Source organism: Embleya sp. NPDC001921 (assembly GCF_053594475.1).
The window spans coordinates 79,676-103,501 of sequence record NZ_JBSFEO010000015.1; the positions used below are offsets into that span (position 1 = coordinate 79,676).

Genomic DNA, 23,826 nt, shown 5'->3' on the forward strand with positions numbered 1-23,826 from the left:
GGTGGGCCGCGGGGTCAGTGCTCGGCGAGGGCCGGGTCGGCGGCGACGGCGCCGCGCCAGGCGCGCATCCCGAGCAGCGGGAACACCAGCACGGAGATCATCCCGGCGCCGACCATCGCGGCGGCGGTGCCCGCGCCCAGTCGGCCCTCCTCCACGCCGATGCCGGTGATGACCACGATCAGCGGCAGGCCGGCCGAGGCGAACAGGGCCAGGCCCACGCGTACGGCCGCGGGTGAGCCGCGCTCCATGAGGTACGTCGGCACGCCGCGCACCACCAGCAACAGCGCCAGGAACATCGGCAGCATGGCGATCGTGGCGAGGTCCGCGAACAGCGCGCGGCCGTCGAAGCGCACGCCGCTGATCACGAAGAACACCGGGACGAACAGCCCGAAGCCGATCGCGTCCAGCTTGCCCGCGACCGTCTCGCGCGATGCCGCGGGAATGTCCGACAGCAGCAGCCGGATGACCAGACCGGCGGCGAACGCGCCGAGCAGGGCGTCCAGGCCGAGTTCGTCCGCGGCCCAGACCAGCAGCGCGAGCACGAGCACCGACAGCCGGATGGCGAGTTGGCCGCTGGAGTGCAGCGTCGCCCGGACCACCCGGTCCAGCGGGCCGGGCAGCGGACGGCGCGCGAACGCGAACGCGACCACGGTCAACGCCGCGAAGCACGACAGCGCGACCGCCGAGGCGCCCGCGTTGCGCCCGCTCAGGAGCAGCGAGACGGCCACGATCGGGCCGAACTCGCCCAGCGTGCCGATCGCCATCACCTGCGTGCCGAACCGGGTCGGCAGCGCGCCCGCGTCGCGCAGGATCGGCAGCAGCGTGCCCAGCGCGGTGGTGGTCAGCGCGAGTCCGACCACCAGGCGCGTGGTGGCCGAGCCCGACCGCACCAGCAACAGGCCGAGCAGCAGGCCGACCACCAGGGACAGTGCCCAGGCCCACGTGGCCCGCCGCAGCGGTCGGCCGCTGAGCCGGGCCGGATCGACCTCGAAGCCGGCCAGGAACATCAGGAACGCGAGCCCGAAGTCGGCCGTGAAGGCCAACACGGTCGTCTCGTGCACCCAGTCCAGCACCGACGGCCCCACCAGGACCCCGAACAGCAACTCCAGCACGACCGTGGGTACCGGGACCCGCCGGCGGAGCAGGTCCGCCGTCAGCGGCGCGACGAAGGCCAGGGCCAGAACGATCAGGAAGGACGCGCTGTCGGCGGACACCGGCGGAGCATAGTTCGCGTCCATGGATGATTCGGGCAGACGCGCCGGCCCCCGCCGACATCCCGTCGAGAGCCGCCCGGACGGACGCACTAGGGTCGATATCCATGACTAGCAGCTCCCCCGAGGCCGCCTCCGTGCCCGCCGTCGAACTGCCCGCCGACCCCAGCACCGACCCCGGTGCCGAGCCTGTGAGCTGGGATGTCGTGGTGATCGGAGCGGGTCCCGCCGGGGCGTCGGCGGCGCTGGCCGCGGCCCGCGCGGGCCGACGGACGCTGATCGTGGACCGGGCCGAACTGCCGCGCTACAAGACCTGCGGCGGCGGCATCATCGGCCCCTCGAAGAACTCCCTCCCGCCGGGGTTCGAGCCGCCGGTCGAGGACCTGGTGCACGAGGTCGAGTTCACCCTGCGCGGGCGCCGCCGGCGGGTGCGCTCGGCCCGGACCACGCTGATCGGCCTGGTCGACCGGGCCCGCTTCGACGAGGCGCTGACCCGGGCGGCGGTGGCCGAGGGCGCGGTCCTGCGCGAGGGCGTCGCGGTCTCCCGGATCGCCGAGCGGGACGGCCGGGTGACGCTGACCCTGGCCGGCGGCGAGGTGCTGCGGGCGCACGCGGTGGTCGGTGCGGACGGCAGCGCCGGGCGCAGCTCGGCCTACGTCGGGGTCACCTTCGAGCAGGTCGATCTGGGCCTGGAGGCGGAGATCCCGGTGCCGCCGGAGGTCGCCGCGCACTGGCGCGGCCGGATCCTGCTCGACTGGGGCCCGCTGCCGGGCTCGTACGGGTGGGTCTTCCCCAAGGGGGACACCTTGACCGTGGGCGTGATCTGCGCCCGGGGCGAGGGTGAGGCCACCCGCGCCTACCTGCGCGACTTCGTCGGCCGGCTCGGGTTGGCCGGGTTCCGGCCGGCCGTCGAGTCGGGCCACCTGACCCGGTGTCGCAAGGAGAGCGCGCCGCTTTCGCGCGGGCGGGTGCTGGTCGCCGGGGACGCCGCCGGGCTGCTGGAGCCGTGGACGCGCGAGGGCATCTCGTACGCGCTGCGCTCGGGCCGGCTGGCGGGGGAGCGGGCCGCGCTGATGGCCGCGGTGGCCGGCGACGCCGAGGTGGAGAAGATCGGTGCCGAGTACCACGCGGACATCGACGCCGTGCTGGGCCGCGAGATGCGTGCCGGGCGGCTCCTGCTCGGCGTGTTCGAGCGGCATCCCGGGATGTTGCACCACGCGGTGACCACGCTGCCGCAGGGCTGGCGGGTGTTCCGCAAGGTGGTGCAGGGGCGGGCCACGTTCGCCGATCTGCTGGAGCGGCCCGCCGCGCGACGGGTGCTGGCGCTGACCGGCCACTGACGTCGGGCGGCCCCGGCCCGTCGGGTACGGGGCCGGGGCCGCCCGGTTCGCCGCGCGCCCGCTCGGCCGGGTTCACGCTCGGCCGAGCGCACGGTCCGGGGCGGGCGCGCGCCGGAGGTGCTCGGGTGCGATCAGTCCCGGTCCGCCTCGTCCTCGCCCTCGGCGGAACGGACCCGGCGCAGGCGCGCGCCCTGGAACAGCGCGTTGCCCACCAGCATCAGGCCGAGCGCGCCGCCGGCCAGTGACACGGTGTCGTCGCCGGGACCGGTCTTGGGCAGGGTGCTCGGCGGCGGGGGCTGTTCGGTGCCGCCGGTGGTTCCACCCGTGCTCGCACCACCGGTGGTTCCGCCACCGGTGGTTCCGCCACCGGTGGTTCCGCCACCGGTCGTGCCGCCACCGGTCGTGCCGCCGCCCGTCGTACCGCCTCCGGTGCTTCCGCCTCCGGTACTCCCACCGCCCGTCGTGCCGCCTCCGGTGTTGCCGCCGGGGACGCTGGGGATGGCCGATTCGACGGTGTAGCCGATGAACGACGGGTCGTTGTTGTCGGCCCGGTCGACCAGGGTCAACGGTCCGGCCCGGCCCAGGACCACCGATGTGTCCGTGGCGCCCGCGGGGACCACCAGTACGCAGAACGTGGAGATGTCGGCCTCCGCGGCGAGCGGGAGGCGGACCTCCGCGCGCGCGGCGCGCGGCGACCGGGCCACGGCCGGCGGGTATTCCACCGACGCGGACCAGCGCCTGGTCTCGTGCGGCTGCATGGGTCCCAGCGCGCACTTGATCGAACTCACCCATTGCGGGCCCGGATCGCTCAGCGCGGGCGCGGGCGAACACCCGGCCACCGAGCGGATCTTCAACTGCCCCGTGCTGTACACGTACACGTCCCGGGCCGGTTGCGCCTTGTCGGTGTCGTTGCCGACGGTGAACCAGATCGTCGCCCGCCCGTTCGCGTCGAAGGTGATCTGTCGGGCGGTGTCGACTTTGAACGCCGCGGTGGGCGCCGTGGTCGGCGGCTTCGTGGTCGGTGGTGTCGTGGTGGGCGGTGTCGTGGTGGGCGGCTTCGTCGTGGGCGGCGTCGTGGTGGGTGGTGTCGTGGTGGGCGGCCGGCTGCTGCCCGGCGGCTTCGTCGTGGGCGGCCCGGTGGTCGGCCGGTGTGTGCTCGCCGGCGGTGTCGTGGCCGGGGGCTTCGTGCCGGTCGGCGGTTTGCTGGTGACCTCGCCGGTCGGGCTGTGGGTCCGGGTGTGTCCGGAGTCGGACTGCCGGACGGGAGCGTTCCCCTCGGTATCCGCGACGGCCAGGCCGGCGTTCAGAATCATTCCTATTCCGACCGGAACGGAAATTATCAAGGCCGCGCGCTTGACGTTTTCTGATCGAAGTTTTTTCGGAGTGAACATGCGGTATCCCCCTCCCGCTATGTGTGACGATTCGTTCTACCATGTCCGTCCTAAGCTTTCGCAGGGCCTTTCCGAGGTAATCCCACGAAAGCGGCAATGGTCTGATCTTGAGAAGCGGCGGGACCTGGGGGAAAGCCGATGCCGGGCGGGCCTGGAGACGGTTGGGCGGGCTTCGTGGTCGGAGCCCGGTACGAGCTGGTGAGCGTGCTCGGCAGCGGCGGCATGGGCACCGTGTGGCGGGCCCGGGACCGCCTGCTCGACCGGCCGGTGGCGGCGAAGGTGATCACCACCGGGTGGGGGCGCAGCGCGTCCCGGTCCTTTCGGGAACGCAGCCTGCGCGAGGCGCAGGCGACCGCGCGGATCAATCACCCCAACGTGGTGCGGGTCTACGACTACGTCGAGGACGACGACCGGTTGTGGATCGTGATGGAACTGCTCGACGCCCGCTCGCTGGACGCGATCCTGGAGGAGGACGGGCCGCTCACCCCGCACGCCGCCGCGGCGATGGCCGTGCAGATCGCCCGCGCGCTCGGCGTCGTGCACGCGCACGGCGTCATCCACCGCGACGTCAAGCCGGGCAACGTGCTCCTCGAGCGGGACGGCCACGCCGTGCTCACCGACTTCGGCATCGCCGCGCTGGAGGGGGTCAGCGGGCTGACCGGGACCGGCGCGATCCTGGGCTCGCCCGAGTTCATGGCGCCCGAGCGGATCGAGAGCGAACACCCCGGACCCGCGTCCGACCTGTGGTCGCTGGGCGTCACGCTGTGCGCGGCGGTCACCGGCGCGTCGCCGTTCCGGCGCTCCACGCCGGTGGCCACGATGCACGCGATCGTGATCGCCGAGCCCGAGGTGCCCGAGGAGATAGGTCCGCTGGGACCGCTCGTCCGCGACCTGTTCCGGCGCGACCCGGCCCAGCGCCCGGACTCGGCGGAGGTGGAGGCCAGGCTGAGCGCGCTGCTCGCCGCCGAGGGGCGCCGGCACGCGGGCGAGTCGACCCGGCCGATCCCGCCCACCGCACTCGGCCTGGCGCTCGATCGCGGGCCGCTGGATCGCGGACCGGTCGAGCGGGGTCCGATCGAGCGCGGGCCGGTCGAGTACGGCGCGACCGAGCGCGCCCCGGTCGAGGCGGACGACGACGCGACGCTGGTGCCGACCACGCATCCGCAAGCACCGCTGCGCGACCTGGTCCCGCCCGCCCGGATCGCCCCCGACGACGGCACCCCGCTCGACCCGTTCCCGCGCGTGCCCGCCGCGCCGCCGCCGGGGCAGCGGCCGAGCACGCCGCCCGGCGGAGCCCACTCGCCGACCTTCCCGCTGACCGGCCGCACCCGCCGACCACCCCGCTCGCGCCGCCGCTTCCTGGCCGTGCTGATGCCCGTCGTCACGCTCCTCGTGGCCGGTGCCATCGTCGCGGCGTTGCTGCTCGCCGACGGCGGTGGCGGGGCGGACAAGGGCGACACGGGCGGCAGCGCGGGCCCGTCGACCGCCTCCGGGACCAACGGTCGGCCCCCGACGAACCCGGTCGCGGGCCTGGCGCCGTACCCGGGCGCGCCTCCGGGAGCCGCGCCGATCCCGGTGCGCGAGGCGGACGAGAACACCTTCGCGTGGCAGGTCCCGCAGGGCTGGAACCGAAAGGAGCAGAACCAGAGCGTGATCTACTCCGACCCGGCCGGCGCGAGCGTGTTGACCGGGCGTACCGCGTTCCAACAGACCGCGGATTTGTTGGAGCAGTGGCGCGACGACGAACAGAACGCGCCCAAGGTTTTTCGCGACTATCGGAAAGTGGTCTTCGAGGAACGCGCCATTCACGGTGCCAAGGGCGTGGTCTGGGAATACACCTGGACCGAGTCCGGTATTTCCCGGCACGCGATGTTGGCCGCGGTGATCGTCAATGGCATCTACATCGAGGTCGACGTTTTCGGCACCGAGCAGTCGTGGACGCGCGACGCGGCACTGCACGCGCTCGCGGTGACCGACTTCACCCTCGCGGGTGCCCGCCCCGGAGCCTGAGCGCCGATCCCGACCGGCGCCGCGCTCACCGGCGCAGCGCCTCCAGGCCCAGCAGCGCCACGTGCAGCGACAGGCAGCTCTCCACCTGGTCCAGGTCGACGCCCAGGACCCGTTCGATCCGGTGCAGCCGCTCGTAGAAGGAGGGCCGGGACAGGTGCGCGGCGTCGGCCGCCGCGGACTTGTTCCGGCCGTGCTCCAGATAGACCTGGAGCATCGCGATCAACTGGGTGCCCTGCTGGGCGTCGTAGGCGAGCAGCGGTCCGAGTTCGCGCTCGACGTAGGTCTGCAACCGCGCGTCGTCGCGCAGCAGGTGCAGCAGTCCGCGCAGCCGTACGTCGGGCAGCCGGTAGAAGGCGGCCTTGCCGCCCTGGTGCAGTGCGGCGTCCGCGACCTGGGTGGCCTCCAGGAGCGAGCGTCGCGCGTCGCGCACCGCGCCCACCGAGGAGCCGACCGCGACCACGATGTCGTCCGCGAGGTCCGGGGCGAGCCGGCGGATCGCCGCGGAGAAGCCCTCCAGCGCGCCGTCCTCGGTGTCCTGCGACGCGAGCGCGACCAGCAGCCCGACGTTGTCGTCGTCCAGGCCGCCGACCAGCGCCGCCAGCCGGCGCTCGCGGACCGCCGCGGCGGCGATCTCGGTGAAGTCGCGCAGCCGGGCCTGCGATTCCAGCGCGGCCGGGGTCACACTGCGCCGCAGCCGCAGCACCACGCCGACCAGCCGCCGCCCCTCCAGCGGCACACCGAGCGCGCGGGCCCGCAGGGTCACCTCGGCCACCGTGTAGGAGTGGGTCAGGATGCCGGACAGCAGCGTGCGGTGGGTCTGTCGCTCCAGGCTCTCCCGGTCGCGCACCACCAGGCGGTTCAGCGCGAGGGTGGAGGCGGCCCGCTCCAGCAGCATGGTCTGCTGCGCGGGCGGCGGCGTGCCGTCGCCGACCAGCACCAGTCGGCCCCAGTCGTGGCCGCGCGCGCCGACCGTGGTCACCAGCCACCCGGTGCGTTCGTCGAAGGTGGTCCGGGTGGACATGCGCAGTTGCCGCGAGCGGTCCTCCCAGTTCTCCAGGAGGGTTTCGGCGACCACCCCGGGCGCGTCGTAGGCGAGCACCTGGTGGGCGAGGTTCTCCAGGATCACCGGGCGCCCGGCCATCCGGGACGCCTGCCGGACGATCTCGGCGGGTTCGGCGCCCTCGACGGCGAGCTCGTTGAACGCCTGGTGCACCGCCTCGGACGCCTGGAGCTCGGCGAGCTGGGCGTCGATGATCAGCCCGTGCACGGCCTCGGTGATGCCGATGAACCGGGTCTCGTTGCGCAGCGTGATCACCGGGAGGCCGACCTGCTCGGCCGCGGCGACCAGCGCGCGCGGCAACTGGTCGGTGTAGCGCCGGCCCAGCTCGACCACGAGACCGGCCGCGTCCACGTCGGCGAGATCGCGGATGTAGCGTTGCAGGCCCTCGCGCTCCTCGGGGAGCGCGATGCCGGTGGCCATCACCAGCTCGCCACCCTTGAGCAGCCGGGTCACATCCGGCAGTTCGCTGATGTGCACCCAGCGCACCGGCCGGGCCAGGCCGCGTTCACCCGCGACCACCTGCGGGCGGCCGCGCCGGACGATGTCGAGGGCCAGTACGTCGGCGACCGTGGGGAACATTCGAAAACCTCCGCGAGCTGACTTCGGCCCGACCGCGACGGCGGTTGGTTCCCGAGGGAAGCGGGAATCGGCGAGCAATCTGTAAACGGCTCGGCGGGCGACACTTCCATGGTGACAGGTCGTCGAGCGGTTCGACCGTCGGCCCCGTGGTCGATCGCGACGATTCACGACCTGTAAAGCCCACGTCTTCGTACCTGTCGATGTGCCTGTTGCGGCACCCCGTGTCGAAACGGCATCGTCCTACGCTGACGCGGCTCACGCGCACAACCGCCACCCGCGGCGCCCGTCGGCTCATCGAAAACCCCCTTGGAGGGCTCCCATGCCTGTGCAGGACTTCGGCAAAGGTCATCAGTACGTCGGGGGACAACTGCGGCAGGGCTCGTCCGGAGAGACCTTCGACGTCACGAACCCGGCGACCGGCGAGACGGTCGAGACCCTCACGCTGGCGGACCCCTCGGACGTGGACGCGGCGGTAGCCGCCGCCAAGGGCGCCTTCCCGCAGTGGTCGCGGGCCACCCCGGGCGAGCGGGCGACCGCGCTGAACCGGCTGTCGGTGCTGCTGGAGGAGCGTGCCGAGGACTTCGCCCGCGTCGAGAGCGCGCAGGCGGGCAAGCCGATCCGGCTCAGCACCGAGTTCGACGTGCCGGGCACGATCGACAACACCGCGTTCTTCGCGGGCGCGGCGCGCAACCTGGAGGGCAAGGCGGCCGGGGAGTACTCGGCCGGCTCCACGTCGATGGTGCGCCGCGAGGCGATCGGCGTGGTCGGCTCGATCGCGCCGTGGAACTACCCGCTCCAGATGGCCGCCTGGAAGATCCTCCCGGCGATCGCCGCGGGCAACACCATCGTGCTCAAGCCCGCCGAGATCACCCCGCTGACCTCGCTGATGTTCGCGCGGGCGTGTTCCGACGCGGGCATCCCCGACGGCGTGGTCAACGTGATCACCGGCAAGGGCCGCACCGTCGGCGAATACCTGATGGGCCACGCCGACGTGTCGATGATCTCCTTCACCGGCTCCACCGGCGTCGGCAAGCGGGTCGGCGAGGTCGCGCTGCAGACCGTCAAGCGGCTGCACCTGGAACTCGGCGGCAAGGCCCCGTTCGTGGTCTTCGACGACGCCGACCTCGACGCCGCGATCAACGGCGCGGTCGCCGCGTCGCTGATCAACTCCGGCCAGGACTGCACCGCCGCGACCCGCGCCTACGTGCAGCGCCCGCTCTACGACGCGTTCGTCGCGGGCGTCGCGGAGCTGTACGAGGGTGTGCGGCTCGGCGACACGATGGACCCCTCGACCGACCTCGGCCCGCTCGTCTCGCGCCGCCAGCAGGAGTCGGTGGCCGGCTTCGTCGAGCGCGCCCGCGGCTACGGCGCGACCATCGTGACCGGCGGCGAGATCCCCGGCGGCGAGCTGGCCAAGGGCGCCTTCTATCGTCCGACGCTGGTCACCGACGTGGCCCAGGACAGCGAGATCGTGCAGGACGAGATCTTCGGCCCGGTCCTGGTCGTGCTGCCGTTCGACAGCGACGAGGAGGGCATCCGACTCGCCAACGACACCCCGTACGGCCTCGCCGCCTCCGCGTGGACGCGGGACATCTTCCGCTCGCTGCGCGCGACCCGGGAGATCCAGGCCGGCTGCGTGTGGGTCAACGACCACATCCCGATCATCAGCGACATGCCGCACGGCGGCTACAAGGCGTCCGGCTTCGGCAAGGACATGTCGCAGTACTCCTTCGACGAGTACACCCAGGTCAAGCACGTCATGTACGACGGCACGGGGATCGCCCGCAAGGACTGGCACCGGACGATCTTCGGAGATCGTTGACCACCCCCATCGAGCGGGCGGTCGAGAGCGCGAGCCCTCGACCGCCCTTGCGGCCGGCGGACGGGCCCCGGCCCGCGATGCGGCGAGAGGAATCATGACTGAGCAGCAGCGGGCCGGCGACTCCGGCGACGTCTCCCTGGCGGGTCTGAGCAAGCACTACGGCGACTTCACGGCCGTCCGACCCATGGACCTGACGATCCCGGCGGGATCGTTCTTCGCCCTCCTCGGCGCCTCGGGTTGCGGCAAGACCACGACGCTGCGGATGATCGCCGGACTGGAGCAGCCCTCGACGGGCAGCGTCAGCATCGGCGACCGCGACGTCACGGCGCTGCCGCCGTACAAGCGCCCCGTCAACACGGTGTTCCAGAACTACGCGCTGTTTCCGCACCTGAACGTGGCCGACAACGTCGGCTTCGGTCTCAAGCGGCGCGGCATCAAGGACACCGCGGGCCCGGTCAAGGACATGCTCGACCTGGTCGAGCTCGGGCACCTGGCCAAGCGCAAGCCCACCCAGCTCTCCGGCGGTCAGCAGCAGCGGGTCGCGGTGGCCCGGGCGCTGATCAACACGCCGCAGGTGCTGCTCCTGGACGAGCCGCTGGGCGCGCTCGACCTCAAGCTGCGCCGGCAGATGCAGCTCGAACTCAAGCGCATCCAGACCGACGTGGGCATCACCTTCGTGCACGTGACGCACGACCAGGAAGAGGCCATGACGATGGCCGACACGATCGCCGTGATGAACGGCGGCCGAATAGAGCAACTCGGCTCGCCGGTCGAGCTGTACGAGGCGCCGCGCACCACCTTCGTGGCCAACTTCCTGGGCCAGTCCAACCTGATCGAGGCCAAGGTGACCGGGCGCGCCGACGGCGATCTGCTGCTGGACGCGCAGGGCAACCGGCTGGTGCTGCCGCAGGCCCGTTCGTCCGCCGACGGCGACCGGCTCGTGATGGGCATCCGTCCGGAGAAGATCACCATCACCTACGCGGCGGACGCCACCGTCGCGGACGGCCGCAACCGCCTCGACGGCGGCGTGATCGTGGACGCCGCGTTCATCGGCGTCTCCACGCAGTACGTCGTGCGCATGCCTTGGGGCCAGGAGTTCACCGTGTTCGAGCAGAACATGGAGCGCGACCCGCGCGTGGTGCCCGGGGCGACGGTGATCCTGCACTGGAACCCGGGGCACGGCTTCGGCCTGGAGTCGGGCGACCTGACTGCGGGCGTCGCCGAGGCGAGCGAGGACGCCGCGTGAGCGCGCTCGGCACCCTGGGCACGGGCACGACAGGGGGTGCGGAGACCCCCAAGGCGACAACGGAGCCGAGACGGCGCGGCAGATGGGTGCCGTACGCGCTGCTCGCGCCCGGTCTGCTGTGGCTGGTGGTGTTCTTCGCCGTTCCGATGGTGGTGCAGGGCTCGACCTCGCTGCAGACCGGCAACCTGAGCAAGGGCTACGACCTCACCTGGCACTGGGCCACCTACTGGGACGCGATCGAGCAGTACTACCCGCAGTTCCTGCGCTCGTTCGGGTACGCGGCCGCGGCGACCGTGATGTGCCTGGTGATCGGCTACCCGCTCGCCTACGCGATCGCGTTCAAGGCCGGCAGGTGGCGCGGCATGTGGCTGGTGCTGGTGATCGCGCCGTTCTTCACCAGCTTCCTGGTCCGCACGCTGGCCTGGAAGACGATCCTCGCGGACAACGGGATCGTCGTGGACGTGCTCAACAAGCTGCACTTCACCAACGTCACGGCGTTTCTCGGGCTCACCCAGGACGACCGGGTGTTGGCCACGCCGCTCGCGGTGATCTGCGGTCTGACCTACAACTTCCTGCCGTTCATGGTGCTGCCGCTGTACGCGTGCCTGGAGCGGATCGATCCGCGCCTGCACGAGGCCGCCGGCGACCTGTACGCGTCGCCGCGGACCACCTTCGTCAAGGTGACCTTCCCGCTGTCGCTGCCGGGCGTGGTCTCCGGCACGCTGCTCACCTTCATCCCGGCGTCCGGCGACTACGTCAACGCGCAGTGGCTCGGCTCGCCCGACACCGGCATGGCGGGCAACGTGATCCAGACCCAGTTCCTGCGGGTGCTGGACTACCCGACCGCGGCCGCCCTGTCGTTCATCCTGATGTTGTTGATCGTGCTCATGGTGACGGCGTACATCCGCAAGGCGGGGACGGAGGACCTGGTCTGATGGCCGTCGTCAACTGGTTGCGTCGCAACGTCATCGTGCTGTTCGGCCTGCTCGCGCTGGGCTACATGACGCTGCCCAACATCGTCGTGCTGATGTTCTCGTTCAACGACCCGAACGGGCGCTTCAACTACACCTGGAACGGCTTCACGCTCGACGCGTGGCAGGAGCCGTGCGGGGTCGCGGGCATCTGCGACTCGGTCGCGGTCAGCATGAAGATCGCGGTGTTGTCCACGATCGCGGCCACCGTGCTCGGCACCGCGATCGCGTTCGCGCTCGGCCGCTATCGGTTCCGCGCCCGCGGCGCGATCAACACGCTGCTGTTCCTGCCGATGTCGATGCCCGAGGTGGTGATGGGCGCCTCGCTCGGCACGCTGTTCCTGAACATGCGGATCAACACCGGCTTCGTCACCATCCTGATCGCGCACATCATGTTCTGCCTGAGCTTCGTGGTGGTCGCGGTCAAGGCCCGCGTGCTGGGCATGGACCCCAAGCTCGAAGAGGCCGCGCAGGACCTGTACGCGTCACCCACCCAGGTGTTCCTGCGGGTGACCCTGCCGCTCGCGGCGCCCGGCATCGGGGCGGGCGCGATGCTCGCCTTCGCGCTGAGCTTCGACGACTTCGTGATCACGAACTTCACCTCGGGCAACACGGTCACCTTCCCGATGTTCGTCTACGGCGCCGCCCAGCGCGGCACCCCGCCGCAGATCAACGTGATCGGCTCGGCGATGTTCGTGATCGCCGTGCTGATCGTGATGGTCGGCCAGATCCGCGCGTCGCGGCGGGCCAAACAGCGGGCGTAGTTCGTCCGTTGCATGATGATCAATCCCAGATCTGTAGCTATGCGGTGAAACCGCCGGGGTCCGACAAGGGGACTCCGGCGGGCCCCGCGAAAGTGGTGAAACCCCATGGGTCCCCGGAACACGTCGGATCCTGCCCCCTCGGTCGAGGCCGTCCGCTCGCTCGCGGACGCCGCGCCGACTCCCTTCTGGCTCGACCGCCCCGACCGCCCCGAGCCGCGCGCGGCCCTGGTCGGCGACCAGCACTGCGATCTCGTGGTCGTCGGTGGTGGCTATTCGGGCCTGTGGACCGCGCTGATCGCGAAGGAACGCAACCCCTCACGCGACGTGATGCTGGTCGAGGCACACGAAATCGGCTGGGCGGCCTCGGGCCGCAACGGCGGATTCTGCGCCGCGAGCCTGACCCACGGCTTCTACAACGGCCTGGACCGCTGGCCGAACGAACAGGCCCGGCTCGAGCGGCTGGGCGAGCACAACCTGGACGAGATCCAGGCGGCGGTCGAGCGCTACGGCATCGACTGCGCCTTCGAGCGCACCGGCGAGCTCAACGTCGCGACCCAGCCGCACCAGGTCGAGGAACTGCGCGAGGAGATCGAACTCGCGAAGCGGTACGGCACCGAGCTGGCCTTCCTGGACCGCGACCAGGTCCGGGCCGAGGTCGCCTCGCCGACCTACCTCGCGGGCGTGTGGGACAAGACCGGCTGCGCGATGGTGGACCCGGCCCGGTTGGCCTGGGGCCTCAAGGCCGCGTGCGAGTCGCTGGGCGTGCGCGTCCACGAGCGCACCAAGGTGACCGGACTGGCCGAGCACGGCTCCGGGATGGTGCTCGAGACCGCGTACGGCCGGATCTTCGCGGGCAACGTGGCGCTGGGCACCAACGTGTTCCCGTCGCTGGTCAAGCGGCTGCGGCCGTTCGTGGTCCCGGTCTACGACTACGCGATGATGACCGAGCCGCTCACCGAGGAGCAGCTCGCGGCGGTCGGCTGGCGCAACCGGCAGGGCATCGGCGACACGAACAACCAGTTCCACTACTACCGGCTCAGCGCGGACAACCGGATCCTGTGGGGCGGCTACGACGCCATCTACCACTACGGCTCCAAGCTGTCCTCGGACCTGGACCAGCGTCCGGAGACGTTCGCGAAGCTCGCCCAGCACTTCTTCGAGACGTTCCCGCAGCTCGAGGGCCTGCGCTTCACCCACACGTGGGGCGGCGCGATCGACACGTGCAGCCGCTTCTCGGCGTTCTTCGGCACCGCCTACAAGGGCAAGGTCGCGTACGCGCTGGGCTACACCGGCCTGGGCGTGGGCGCGACCCGCTTCGGCGCCGAGGTGATGCTGGATCGGCTCGACGGCCGCCCGACCGAGCGCACCGAACTCGAGATGGTCCGCACCAAGCCGCTCCCGTTCCCGCCGGAGCCGATCAAGTGGGCCGGCGTCTCGATGACCAAGTGGTCGATGGATCGCGCCGACAAGAACGGCGGCAAGCGCAACCTGTGGCTCAAGGCCCTCGACAAGGTGGGCATGGGCTTCGACAGTTAGAACCGCGCTGCGCGCGGGGCGGCGGTGCCGCCGGCGGCCTCCGGCCGCTCTCCTCGCGCGCTCGTCGATCACTTCACGCGATCAAGTCGTGGGCGCTGACGCGCCGTGGGGCAGCCGGGTGAGCATGCGCCTCACCCGGCTTCCGGCGCGTCGTTCCCGAGCCCCGGCGGAGGCCGCGGGGCCATGATCCGCCCGCCCCGCGTGGTGAATCCGCAGCCTCGTCCCGAAACGTGACGGGTGGGCGGGTGGGCACCCTCAAGGCCGACCAAGACGGTCTGTAAGCCGAACGCCCCAACCGCCGACACTGTGAACCTTGAGTCCACAACCCCCCGGCCAGCAGACTGGCAAACCGTACGGGGCTTGTGCGGCCCCTCGCCAGAACCGCATCCCCCGGAAGGTCGGACCGTGACGAACCACGTAACCCACTGGATTGCCAACGCGGAGTGGACCGGTACCTCCGAGCGTCGGGGCGACATCCACAACCCCGCCACCGGCAAGGTCACCGGCACGGTCGACTACGCCTCCGTGGCCGAGGTCGACGAGGCCGTCTCGGTCGCCGTCCGCGCCTTCGCCACGTGGAAGAACGCCTCGCTCGCGAAGCGCTCCTCGGTGCTCTTCAACTTCCGCGAGCTGCTCAACGCCAAGAAGGACGAGCTGGCCGCGATCATCGTGGCCGAGCACGGCAAGGTGCACTCGGACGCGCTCGGCGAGATCGCCCGCGGCCAGGAGGTCGTGGAACTCGCCTGCGGCATCCCGCACCTGCAGAAGGGCGGGCACTCCGAGCAGGCGTCGACCGGCATCGACGTCTACTCGATCCGCCAGCCGCTCGGTCCGGTCGCGATCATCTCGCCGTTCAACTTCCCGGCGATGGTTCCGATGTGGTTCTTCCCGATCGCGATCGCCACCGGCAACACGGTGATCCTCAAGCCGAGCGAGAAGGACCCGTCCACCGCGAACTTCCTCGCCGACCTGTGGAAGCAGGCCGGGCTGCCCGAGGGCGTGTTCAACGTCGTGCACGGTGACAAGGTCGCGGTCGACCGCATCCTGGAGCACCCGGACATCAAGTCCGTCTCGTTCGTCGGCTCGACCCCGATCGCCAAGTACGTGTACGAGAACGGCACCCGCTACGGCAAGCGGGTGCAGGCGCTCGGCGGCGCCAAGAACCACATGCTGGTGCTCCCGGACGCCGACCTGGACCTGGTCGCCGACGCCGCGGTCAACGCCGGTTTCGGTGCGGCCGGCGAGCGCTGCATGGCGATCTCCGCCCTGGTCGCGGTCGAGCCGATCGCCGACGAGCTGATCGCCCGGATCAAGGAGCGGATGACCAAGCTCCGGGTCGGCGCCGGCAACGACGCGCAGTCCGAGATGGGCCCGCTGGTCACCCGGCAGCACGCGGACAAGGTGCTGTCGTACGTTCAGGCCGGCGAGGACCAGGGCGCGACGCTGGTGGTGGACGGCCGCGAGCACCCGATCAACGGCGCCGACACCGCCGAGGGCTACTGGGTCGGCCCGACCCTGTTCGACAACGTCACGCCCGGGATGTCGATCTACACCGACGAGATCTTCGGCCCGGTGTTGTCGGTGGTCCGGGTCGAGTCCTACGACGAGGGCCTGGCGCTGATCAACGCCAACCCGTACGGCAACGGCACCGCGATCTTCACCAACGACGGTGGCGCGGCCCGCCGGTTCCAGAACGAGGTCGAGGTCGGCATGATCGGCATCAACGTGCCGATCCCGGTCCCGGTCGCCTACTACTCGTTCGGCGGCTGGAAGAACTCGCTGTTCGGCGACCTGCACGCGTACGGCGCCGACGGCGTGCAGTTCTTCACCCGCGGCAAGGTCGTTACCCAGCGCTGGCTCGACCCCAGCCACGGCGGCATCAACCTGGGCTTCCCGACCAACGACTGACATACCGCGCGCCGTACCCCGCACGCAGCCCGCCCGACCCCAATGACGTGGTCGGGCGGGCTTCGTCGTTCCCGCGCGCCGGGCCGGCTTGCCCATTTCTTCCGTACGCCTTCCCTGGCAGCATGCGTGACGGGTCGTCAGATGATCAATCGGCGGCCGCGACGAACGCGACAGGGGAACGGCGCATGCCCATCGACGACAGACCGGACGGCGACACGGCCATCCGATTGATCCAGATCTCCGACGTGCACTACCGAGACGCTCCGGGCACGCACGGGTTCGTCCGGCACGACCCGGACGCCGGACTGGCGGCGGCCCTCGCGCACGCCGCCGACGCGCTCTCCGCCGCCGATGTGCTGGTCGCGTCCGGCGACCTGGCGGACACCGGTGAACCGGGCGCCTACCGGAGGCTCGGGGACGTGCTGCAGGAGCTCCCGGTGCCGGTGTACTGCCTGCCGGGCAACCACGACAGCCACGACGCCTACACCGCGGGCCTGCCGCGTACCGGCGTGCACCTGGAACCCGCGGTGCGGATCGGCAAGTGGCTGCTGCTCATGGTGGACACCAACGCGCTCGGCCGCGAACACGTGGGCGACGGCGTGTACCGCGATCTCGACGACCGGATGACCCGGGCCGACGGGCCCGAGCTCAGCGCGCCCGAGGCGGCCCGGATCCGGGAGATCCTGGCCGGGTCCGACGCCGAACACGTCCTGCTGTTCGTGCACCAGCCGCCGCTCGCGGAGATCTCCCCGCACCTGGACCCCTCCGGCCGACTCGGTGCGCTGCTCGGCGACTTCGGGCACATCCGGGCCATCTCCGGCGGCCACCTGCACGGCAGCCTGGAGGGCGAGTTCGCCGGTGTCCCGGTGTTCGTGGCGCCCTCGACGACGTACAGCATCGACTACGCCGGCAAGCGCTTCGACGGCCCCGGCTACCGGACGTTCACGCTGCACCCCGACGGGCGGGTCGAGTCCCGGGCACACACCGTGCCCGGTCCGATCACGGACGCGATGCGGGCCAAGCCCGCACCGCGCTTCCTCACCGATCTCATGCTGGGAGTGGTGACCATCGAGGAGATGCGCGAGATGACCGACGAGGGGTTCCTGGAGCGGTTCGGCGAGCCGCGCCCGGTCCGCGGCGCCTGAGTCCGCCGCATTCCTTCGGCCGGGTCCCCGCGACCCGAGCCGAGGCAGTACGAGCCCGAGCCCGACCAGTACGAGGAGACACGTGACACAACATCAGGCGGACGCCGGACTCGCCCTCGAAGGGGTCCGCAACTTCCGCGACATCGGCGGACTGCCCACCGCCGACGGCCGGCGGGTGCGCGCCGGCCGCTACTTCCGCAGCGGCCACCTGGCCACGCCCACCGACGCGGACCGCGCGGTGATCGCGGAGCTGGGCATCCGGCTCGTGGTGGACCTGCGCAGCCCGGCCGACATCGAGCTGGACGGCGCCGACGTGCTGCCGGACGGCGCGCGATGGCTCAACCTGCCGATGTCCGACCCGGCCCGGCACTCGGACTTCTGGAGCGATCTGCGCAACGCCGACCTGAGCGTGCTGCGCGAGCGGCTCGGCAACGGGCGCGCGGAGAAGTCGATCGCGGCGGACTACCGCGACCAGGTGCTGAACCGGGTCGACAAGCACGCGCGGATGTTGCGCGCGATGATCGACGCCGACGGCCTGCCGGTGGTGGTGCACTGTTCGGCCGGCAAGGACCGGGCCGGCATAGCGGCGGCGCTGGTGCAGCGGATCGTCGGGGTCTCCGCCGACGACGCGGTGGCGAACTACCTGGTCAGCAACGACCCCGGAAACCGCTACGCGCCGAACAGCGACAAGCTCGCGATGCGGCCCGGCCTGCTCGAACTCTTCCAGCCGTTCCTGGAGGTACGCGAGGAGTACCTGCGCGGCGCGCTGGAGGTGATGGACACCCACTGGGGCGGCTTCGACGCCTACCTGGAGCGGGGCCTGGGTCTGGACGCGGACCGGCTGGACCGGCTGCGGTCGGCGCTGTTGGAGGACTGAGCCGGGCGGCGGACCGAAAGCGGTCCGGACGCGCCCGAGGGCGGTGCCCACAGGAGGAGGCACCGCCCTCGGGCGGGTACGGCGGTTGCCGCGGACCGGCTCAGGAATCGTCGGCCATCAGCTTGATGTTCCAGCGGGTCTCCTGGCGGGGGCGCAGGTAGAGCACCCAGTACAGCGCGGCCAGCACCAGCACCCCGCCGGTGATCAGCAGCGCACGGGTGGGCTGTTCGGTCAGCACGTAGATCATCGACGCGATCAGCAGCACCGGGATCGCGGGCCACAGCGGCATCCGCCAGGCCTGCGTGCCCTTGTGCGCGCCGCGACGCGCGACCAGTACGGCGAGCGCCACCACCAGGTAGAGCGCGGCGACCGCGACACCGGTGACCTCGCCGAGGATGTCCAGGTTCACGAAGCACAGGAGCGCGCCGGGCACGCCGACCACGAGCGTGGACACCCACGGCGAACCGAACCGGTTCACCTTGCCGAAGGCCCGGTTGATCGGCTCGGGCCAGGCCCGGTCGCGGGCCGAGGCGTAGACCACGCGCGAGTTCTGGATCACCATGACCACGCCCGCGTTGATGATCGCCAGCGCGATGCACAGGCCGATGAAGGTGGCCATGCCGTGGTTGGACCAGCCCTCGACCATGCCGAGGATGTCGCCGCCCGCCAGGGTCGCCTGGTCGGGCGCGCCCAGCGAGATCGCGATGGTCGGCACGATCAGGATCACGCCGCCCAGACCCAGGGTCCACAACACCGTGCGGGAGACCGTGCGGCGCGGGTTCTCCATCTCCTCGGCCAGGTAGACCGCGGTGGAGAAGCCCTGGAGGGCGAACAGCGCGCCGGCCATGCCCGCGATCAGCAGGCCCATCTTCAGCGGGTCCGTGGTGTTGTTCGCGGCGTCCACGACGACCTCGGGCTTGATCAGCGTCGAGGTGGACTGGTGCACGTTGGCGAAGCCGAGGAAGGCCACGATCGCCGCGGCGACCACTTCCAGGGCCAGGAACACGCCGGTCACCCACGCGTTGGCGCGCAGGTCGAGCAGACCCATGATGGTGGCCAGGATCATCACCGCGGCGCCGGCCCACATCGTGTCGATCGTCGCGATCGAGGTCAGATACTCGGCGGTGCCCAGCGCGATGATCGGCGGCACGATCATCACCACCACGGTGGCGATGACGAAGACCAGCCAGCCCATGAAGCGGCCCATCAGGGTGCCGACCATGGCGTACTCGCCGCCGGAGCTGGGGATCAGGGTGCCCAACTCGGAGTAGCAGAACGCGACGCCGATACACAGGACGGCGGCCACGACCAGGGCCAGCGCGGTGCCGGACCCCAGGTCCGCGAACATCCCCGGAACGATCACGAAGAGCGAGGACGCGGGGGTCAGACAGGAGAGGGTGAGCAGTGTGCCGCCGAGGACTCCGATGGAGCGCTTGAGCGGGGCGGGGGCACCGCCGACGTCGAGGGTGACTGGAGTCAGGGTCCCGGACGGCGGTGGGGTTGTTTCAACAGCCATGTGCGCTACCTCTGCGGGACAGCGGGGTGCGGATATCGCCTCCGGGACGGATGGTGAGCCGTTCGTACCTTCCGAACGGTGCGGCGTAATACAAACGCCCGTTTGATCACCCGTCAAGATCCCGTTAGCAACTGATTCCGTAGCCTGTACGCCCAGATTTCATCGAATAACGCTTCAAGCTGGCATCTGATGGTACGCAATCCGCAGATTACGCTGCGGGAAAAGTTTTCTCACCGTTCACCTGTCGAGATAGCCTCCGGCCATGGTCAACCGCGTACTCGCGCACACCGGCGCCCGGCACCCCGTGATCCAGGCGCCGATGGGTTGGATAGCGCGCTCCCCACTGGCCGCGGCGGTGTCCGCGGCGGGCGGGCTCGGGATGGTGGAGACCTCTTCCGGCGAGGTCGACGCGTGCCGCCGGGAGATCGACACGATGGTCGCCTCGGGGCTGCCGTTCGGGGTCAACCTGCCGCTGATGTTCCTGCGCGACGACCGGCTGGTGCGGCACGTGGCCGACGCGGGCGTGCGGTTCGTGACCACGTCGGCGGGCAACCCGGCGACCTTCGTGGACCTGCTGCGCGAGCACGGCCTGACCGTCTATCACGTGGTGCCCTCGATCCGGGCCGCGCGCAAGGCGGTCGACGCGGGCGTGGACGGGCTGGTGGTGGAGGGCGCCGAGGGTGGCGGCTTCAAGAACCCGGCCGAGGTGTCGCTGCTCGTGCTGCTCCAGGGCATCCGGGAGATCACCGACCTGCCGCTGGTGGCGGCCGGCGGCATCGTGGACGGGCGCGGCATGGCGGCGGCGTTCGCGCTGGGCGCCGAGGCGGTACAGATGGGCACCCGGTTCCTGGCGTCGGCCGAGAGTCCGGTGCACATCCACTACAAGCAGGCCGTGTTGGCCGCGGACGAGACCGGGACCGTGGTGGTCAACCGTTCGGGCAGCCCGACCATGCGGGTGCTGGGCACCGACTTCTCCCGCGCGCTCGCCGCCTCGGGCGGGCCGGCGCGCAGTTCGCTCGACGCGATCCAACGGTTGTACTTCGGCGGCGACATGGAGGCGTCGCTCGCCTCCGCGGGTCAGTCGGTCGGCCTGGTGCACGAGGTGGAGACGGTGGCCGCGATCATCGAGCGGACGATGGCGGGCTTCCACGAGGCGATGGCGACGGCGGCCCGGCGGGCGGCCGAGGTCTGAGCCCGGCGGCGTCGGCCACCCGGGCCGCCGCCCACAGCACGATCGCGCACAGCGCCCACGAGGCCAGCACGTCGGCGAGCCAGTGGTAGTCGCACCACAGCAGCGCGAACCCGATCGCGGCGCACAGGAGCACCGCGGCCCACTCCCGGTACCGGCCCGCCCGCGCCGAGCCGACACGCCCGAGCAGCAGCGCGGCGATCCCGAAGCAGACGGTCGAGGTCGCGGTATGGCCGGACGGGAAGAAACCCCACTCGTCGGCGGGCACGGGCGATTCGCCGGGCCCGGGCCGGCCGATCAGGTCCTTGCCGCCGATCACCGCGACCATCACCACGAGCACCGCGCCGGCCGCGATCGCGAGCGGGTACACGCCGCGCGCCCGCCAGGTCGCGAACAGCGCCGCGCAGGCGAGCACGATCCCGGCCGGCAGCGGTCCGCCGAGATCGGCGAGCAGGTGCATCGGGCGGTCCAGCCAGGCCGCGCCCCGCGCGCCCGCCAGTTCGCGCATCGCGTCGCGCACGGTGCGGTCCAGCGCGATCGAGGGTCCGCTTTCGGCCACCACCTGGACGGTGAGCACGACGAGCACGATGGCGGGAATCAGCGGCGCTACGAGGCCACGCGTGTACTGTGAGTGAACAGACCACCGCCCCGGAACGGGGGGCGTTGTCCCGGGGCGGCCGCCGGCTTGCTCAGGGCCGGCGTCGGTGGAAGGTCTGTGCATCTCACTCGAAGATACGCGGAGAACGGGTCGGCGGGTTCCCGGCGCGCGGCCTTCTCACAAAGCCTGCACACGTTCTCCACGGTCTGGAAGGCGAGACATACACGCTGTACGTTGGAGTATTGAAGGGTGTGAGCGGCGTCACAGCGCGTGTTGCGTGAGTCCGGCCGCCCCGGAGAGTCCAAGTACGCGGAGAACATCCGTAAGCAGGGCAAATCGACGGTGGCACGAGTGACGTGGCATTGACGCAATGTCGTCGATCGCCCCTCTGCTGTCAGCACGCAAAGGTAGGGTTGGCCAGGTGGTTGAAGAGTCCGATTACTCGACATACCGCGTGCCGTGCATCCCGGCCCCTGCGGGGAGCGGGCGCGTCCGCCGGGCCGAGGCCCCGGTGGTATCCAAGGGCGTCAAGGCGGGCGGTGCCGTGTTCGATTCCTCGGTGGAACCCCGACCGGGTCGGGGCGCGGGTGCGATGGGTGTGGTTCTGACCAGCGACCGCCAGCTTCGCGTCGTGCGCACGACGCGGCCGCGCGGCCTGCGACTCGAGGGCGAGATCGACCTCGCGAACGTGGACGTGGTGCGCCGCGTCCTGGCCGCCGCGGCCCGTGACGGCGGTGACGTCCGGGTGGACGTCAGCAAGCTCGCCTTCATCGACGTCGCGGGCCTGCGGGTGTTCGTCGACCAGGCCGGGGCGCTGTCCCGGCGCGGCGGCCACATGGTTCTGGTCGGCGCGAGCCGGCAGATGTTGCGCGTGCTCGCCCTGTGCGGGTGGGACACCGTCCCGGGCCTGAGCATGGTCGAGCGGATCGCCCCGGCGCCGCGCCGACCGCGGCTCTGATCGGCCCGCACTGCTTTCGAACGTCGATTTCCGGCCGAAGTGGCCGCGCTCGACCACGCACCGAACAACGCGCCCGGCAACACGCCGAGGCAGGCCCGGAAAACCGAACACCGAGGCAGGCGCCGAACGAGACGCCGAATGTCACGAACCCCCGTCCACCGGAACAATCCGGCGGGCGGGGGTTCGTGGTGTCGCGGGCGGTCAGACCGAGGCGGCGAACGCCTCCTCCAGCACGTCCAGGCCCTCGACGAGCAGGTGGTCGGGCATCACCAGCGGCGGCAGGAAGCGCAGCACGTTGCCGTAGGTGCCGGCGGTCAGCACCAGCAGGCCCTGCGCGTGGCACGCCTTGGCGACCGCGCCGGCCAGTTCGGCGTTCGGCTCCTTGGAGCCGGGCTCGACCAGTTCGATCGCGATCATCGCGCCGCGACCGCGGACCTCGCCGATCTCGGCGAACTTCTCGCTCATCGTGCCCAGGCGGCCGAGCATGATCTCGCCGATCCGGCGGGCCGCGCCGTTGAGGTCGAGCCCGCGCATCGTCTCGATCGCGCCGAGCGCCGCGGCGCAGGCGACCGGGTTGCCGCCATACGTGCCACCGAGACCACCCGCGTGGGCGGAATCCATGATCTCGGCGCGCCCGGTCACGGCGGCCAGCGGGAGGCCGCCGGCGATGCCCTTGGCGGTGGTGATCAGGTCCGGCACGATGCCCTCGTCGTCGCACGCGAACCACTGGCCGGTGCGACAGAAGCCGGTCTGGATCTCGTCCGCCACGAACACGATGCCGTTCGCCCTGCAGAACTCGACGATCCTGGGCAGGAAGCCCTTGGCCGGCTCGATGAAGCCGCCCTCGCCCAGGATGGGCTCGATCACCACGGCGGCGACGTTGTGCGCGCCGATCTGCTTGGTGATCGCGTCGATCGCCTGCGCGGCGGCCTCCTCGGCGCAGTTCTCCGCGCCGGTCAGCCAGCGGTAGGGGTAGGCGACCGGGACCCGGTAGACCTCGGGGGCGAACGGGCCGAACGACTCCTTGTACGGCATGTTCTTCGCGGTCAGCGCCATGGTCAGGTTGGTTCGACCGTGGTAGCCGTGGTCGAACACGACCACCGCGGGGCGCTTGGTGTGGGCGCGCGCGATCTTGACCGCGTTCTCCACCGCCTCGGCGCCCGAGTTGAACAACGCGGTGCGCTTGTCGTGGTCGCCCGGGGTCAGCTCGTTGAGCTGCTCGGCCACGGCGACGTACGACTCGTACGGGGTCACCATGAAGCACGTGTGGGTGAAGCGCTGGAGCTGCTCGGACGCGCGACGCACCACACCCTCGGCCGAGTTGCCGACGCTGGTGACCGCGATGCCGGAGCCGAAGTCGATCAGGGAGTTGCCGTCCACGTCGACGACCACGCCGCCGCCCGCCTGGGTCACGAAGACCGGCAGGGTGGTGCTGACGCCGCGCGCCACCGCCTGGTTGCGGCGCGTCATCAGCTCGGTCGACTTCGGGCCGGGGATGGCGGTGACGAGCCGGCGCTCCTGCGGGAGCGAGGGCCCGCCGGGCTGCGAAGCGCCCATGCTGGTCTCCTGTGGGTCGAGGCGGGGGGTCGCGGTGGCACCGCGGTCCTATCGGCAGGCTAGGCGCCAGGCCGCGTTCGCCGCATGCGCCGCATCGGTTAATCACCCGGTTGCTTGTGTCCGGGATGGACAAATGCCGATCGGGCAG

At 71.2% G+C, this 23,826-nt stretch carries 18 protein-coding genes; 12 read left to right on the forward strand and 6 right to left on the reverse strand.

What is annotated here, in order from left to right:
• Positions 1 to 14 precede the first annotated feature (14 nt).
• Positions 15 to 1,214, reverse strand: coding sequence for a cation:proton antiporter (locus tag ACWCPW_RS19310; RefSeq protein WP_449762783.1), 1,200 nt, complete (start codon positions 1,212 to 1,214; stop codon positions 15 to 17).
• 104 nt (positions 1,215 to 1,318) lie between these two features.
• Between ACWCPW_RS19310 and ACWCPW_RS19315 the strand changes: the two genes are divergently transcribed.
• Positions 1,319 to 2,551: a geranylgeranyl reductase family protein gene (locus ACWCPW_RS19315; RefSeq protein ID WP_449762784.1), complete on the forward strand. Its 1,233-nt coding sequence runs from the start codon at positions 1,319 to 1,321 to the stop codon at positions 2,549 to 2,551.
• 131 nt (positions 2,552 to 2,682) lie between these two features.
• On the opposite strand, the gene ACWCPW_RS19320 is transcribed toward ACWCPW_RS19315, so the two are convergent.
• Entirely contained in the window at positions 2,683 to 3,864 is a 1,182-nt protein-coding gene (locus ACWCPW_RS19320) for a hypothetical protein (protein ID WP_449762785.1), read from the reverse strand.
• Between the two features lie 216 nt (positions 3,865 to 4,080).
• Between ACWCPW_RS19320 and ACWCPW_RS19325 the strand changes: the two genes are divergently transcribed.
• The gene (locus ACWCPW_RS19325; RefSeq protein WP_449762786.1) at positions 4,081 to 5,952 is read left to right on the forward strand and encodes a protein kinase domain-containing protein; all 1,872 of its coding nucleotides are present in this window, start codon (positions 4,081 to 4,083) and stop codon (positions 5,950 to 5,952) included.
• 25 nt (positions 5,953 to 5,977) lie between these two features.
• Here the strand turns inward: ACWCPW_RS19325 and ACWCPW_RS19330 are convergent, their stop codons facing one another.
• Complete coding sequence (locus ACWCPW_RS19330) at positions 5,978 to 7,591, reverse strand: PucR family transcriptional regulator (RefSeq protein ID WP_449762787.1); 1,614 nt, start codon at positions 7,589 to 7,591, stop codon at positions 5,978 to 5,980.
• A gap of 319 nt (positions 7,592 to 7,910) precedes the next feature.
• Here ACWCPW_RS19330 and ACWCPW_RS19335 point away from each other — a divergent pair, with 319 nt between their 5' ends.
• From ACWCPW_RS19335 to ACWCPW_RS19370, 8 genes are all read left to right on the forward strand, one after another.
• On the forward strand, positions 7,911 to 9,413 hold the full coding sequence (locus ACWCPW_RS19335) for a gamma-aminobutyraldehyde dehydrogenase (RefSeq protein WP_449762788.1): 1,503 nt from the start codon (positions 7,911 to 7,913) through the stop codon (positions 9,411 to 9,413).
• Positions 9,414 to 9,507: 94 nt separating this feature from the next.
• Entirely contained in the window at positions 9,508 to 10,659 is a 1,152-nt protein-coding gene (locus tag ACWCPW_RS19340) for an ABC transporter ATP-binding protein (RefSeq protein WP_449762789.1), read from the forward strand.
• A 14-nt stretch (positions 10,660 to 10,673) separates the two neighbouring features.
• Positions 10,674 to 11,594, forward strand: coding sequence for an ABC transporter permease (locus ACWCPW_RS19345; RefSeq protein WP_449762872.1), 921 nt, complete (start codon positions 10,674 to 10,676; stop codon positions 11,592 to 11,594).
• Complete coding sequence (locus ACWCPW_RS19350; RefSeq protein ID WP_449762790.1) at positions 11,594 to 12,394, forward strand: ABC transporter permease; 801 nt, start codon at positions 11,594 to 11,596, stop codon at positions 12,392 to 12,394. Before ACWCPW_RS19345 ends, ACWCPW_RS19350 begins: the two co-directional genes overlap by 1 nt.
• A 105-nt stretch (positions 12,395 to 12,499) precedes the next feature.
• Positions 12,500 to 13,930: an NAD(P)/FAD-dependent oxidoreductase gene (locus tag ACWCPW_RS19355; RefSeq protein ID WP_449762791.1), complete on the forward strand. Its 1,431-nt coding sequence runs from the start codon at positions 12,500 to 12,502 to the stop codon at positions 13,928 to 13,930.
• Positions 13,931 to 14,335: 405 nt separating this feature from the next.
• A complete protein-coding gene (locus ACWCPW_RS19360) occupies positions 14,336 to 15,838 on the forward strand; it encodes a CoA-acylating methylmalonate-semialdehyde dehydrogenase (RefSeq protein ID WP_449762792.1) in 1,503 nt (500 codons plus the stop codon).
• Positions 15,839 to 16,023: 185 nt separating this feature from the next.
• Complete coding sequence (locus ACWCPW_RS19365; RefSeq protein WP_449762793.1) at positions 16,024 to 16,983, forward strand: metallophosphoesterase; 960 nt, start codon at positions 16,024 to 16,026, stop codon at positions 16,981 to 16,983.
• Between the two features lie 82 nt (positions 16,984 to 17,065).
• The gene (locus tag ACWCPW_RS19370; RefSeq protein ID WP_449762794.1) at positions 17,066 to 17,860 is read left to right on the forward strand and encodes a tyrosine-protein phosphatase; all 795 of its coding nucleotides are present in this window, start codon (positions 17,066 to 17,068) and stop codon (positions 17,858 to 17,860) included.
• A gap of 100 nt (positions 17,861 to 17,960) precedes the next feature.
• On the opposite strand, the gene ACWCPW_RS19375 is transcribed toward ACWCPW_RS19370, so the two are convergent.
• Positions 17,961 to 19,376, reverse strand: coding sequence for an APC family permease (locus ACWCPW_RS19375; protein ID WP_449762795.1), 1,416 nt, complete (start codon positions 19,374 to 19,376; stop codon positions 17,961 to 17,963).
• Positions 19,377 to 19,638: 262 nt separating this feature from the next.
• On the opposite strand from ACWCPW_RS19375, the gene ACWCPW_RS19380 reads away from it, so the two are divergent.
• Positions 19,639 to 20,568: an NAD(P)H-dependent flavin oxidoreductase gene (locus tag ACWCPW_RS19380; RefSeq protein WP_449762796.1), complete on the forward strand. Its 930-nt coding sequence runs from the start codon at positions 19,639 to 19,641 to the stop codon at positions 20,566 to 20,568.
• Here the strand turns inward: ACWCPW_RS19380 and ACWCPW_RS19385 are convergent.
• Entirely contained in the window at positions 20,498 to 21,142 is a 645-nt protein-coding gene (locus ACWCPW_RS19385; RefSeq protein WP_449762797.1) for a phosphatase PAP2 family protein, read from the reverse strand. The genes ACWCPW_RS19380 and ACWCPW_RS19385 overlap by 71 nt on opposite strands.
• Positions 21,143 to 21,794: 652 nt before the next feature.
• Here ACWCPW_RS19385 and ACWCPW_RS19390 point away from each other — a divergent pair.
• The gene (locus ACWCPW_RS19390; protein WP_406296026.1) at positions 21,795 to 22,121 is read left to right on the forward strand and encodes an anti-sigma factor antagonist; all 327 of its coding nucleotides are present in this window, start codon (positions 21,795 to 21,797) and stop codon (positions 22,119 to 22,121) included.
• Between the two features lie 201 nt (positions 22,122 to 22,322).
• Here the strand turns inward: ACWCPW_RS19390 and gabT are convergent, their stop codons facing one another.
• Positions 22,323 to 23,678: a 4-aminobutyrate--2-oxoglutarate transaminase gene (gabT, locus tag ACWCPW_RS19395; protein ID WP_449762798.1), complete on the reverse strand. Its 1,356-nt coding sequence runs from the start codon at positions 23,676 to 23,678 to the stop codon at positions 22,323 to 22,325.
• Positions 23,679 to 23,826: the final 148 nt, after the last annotated feature.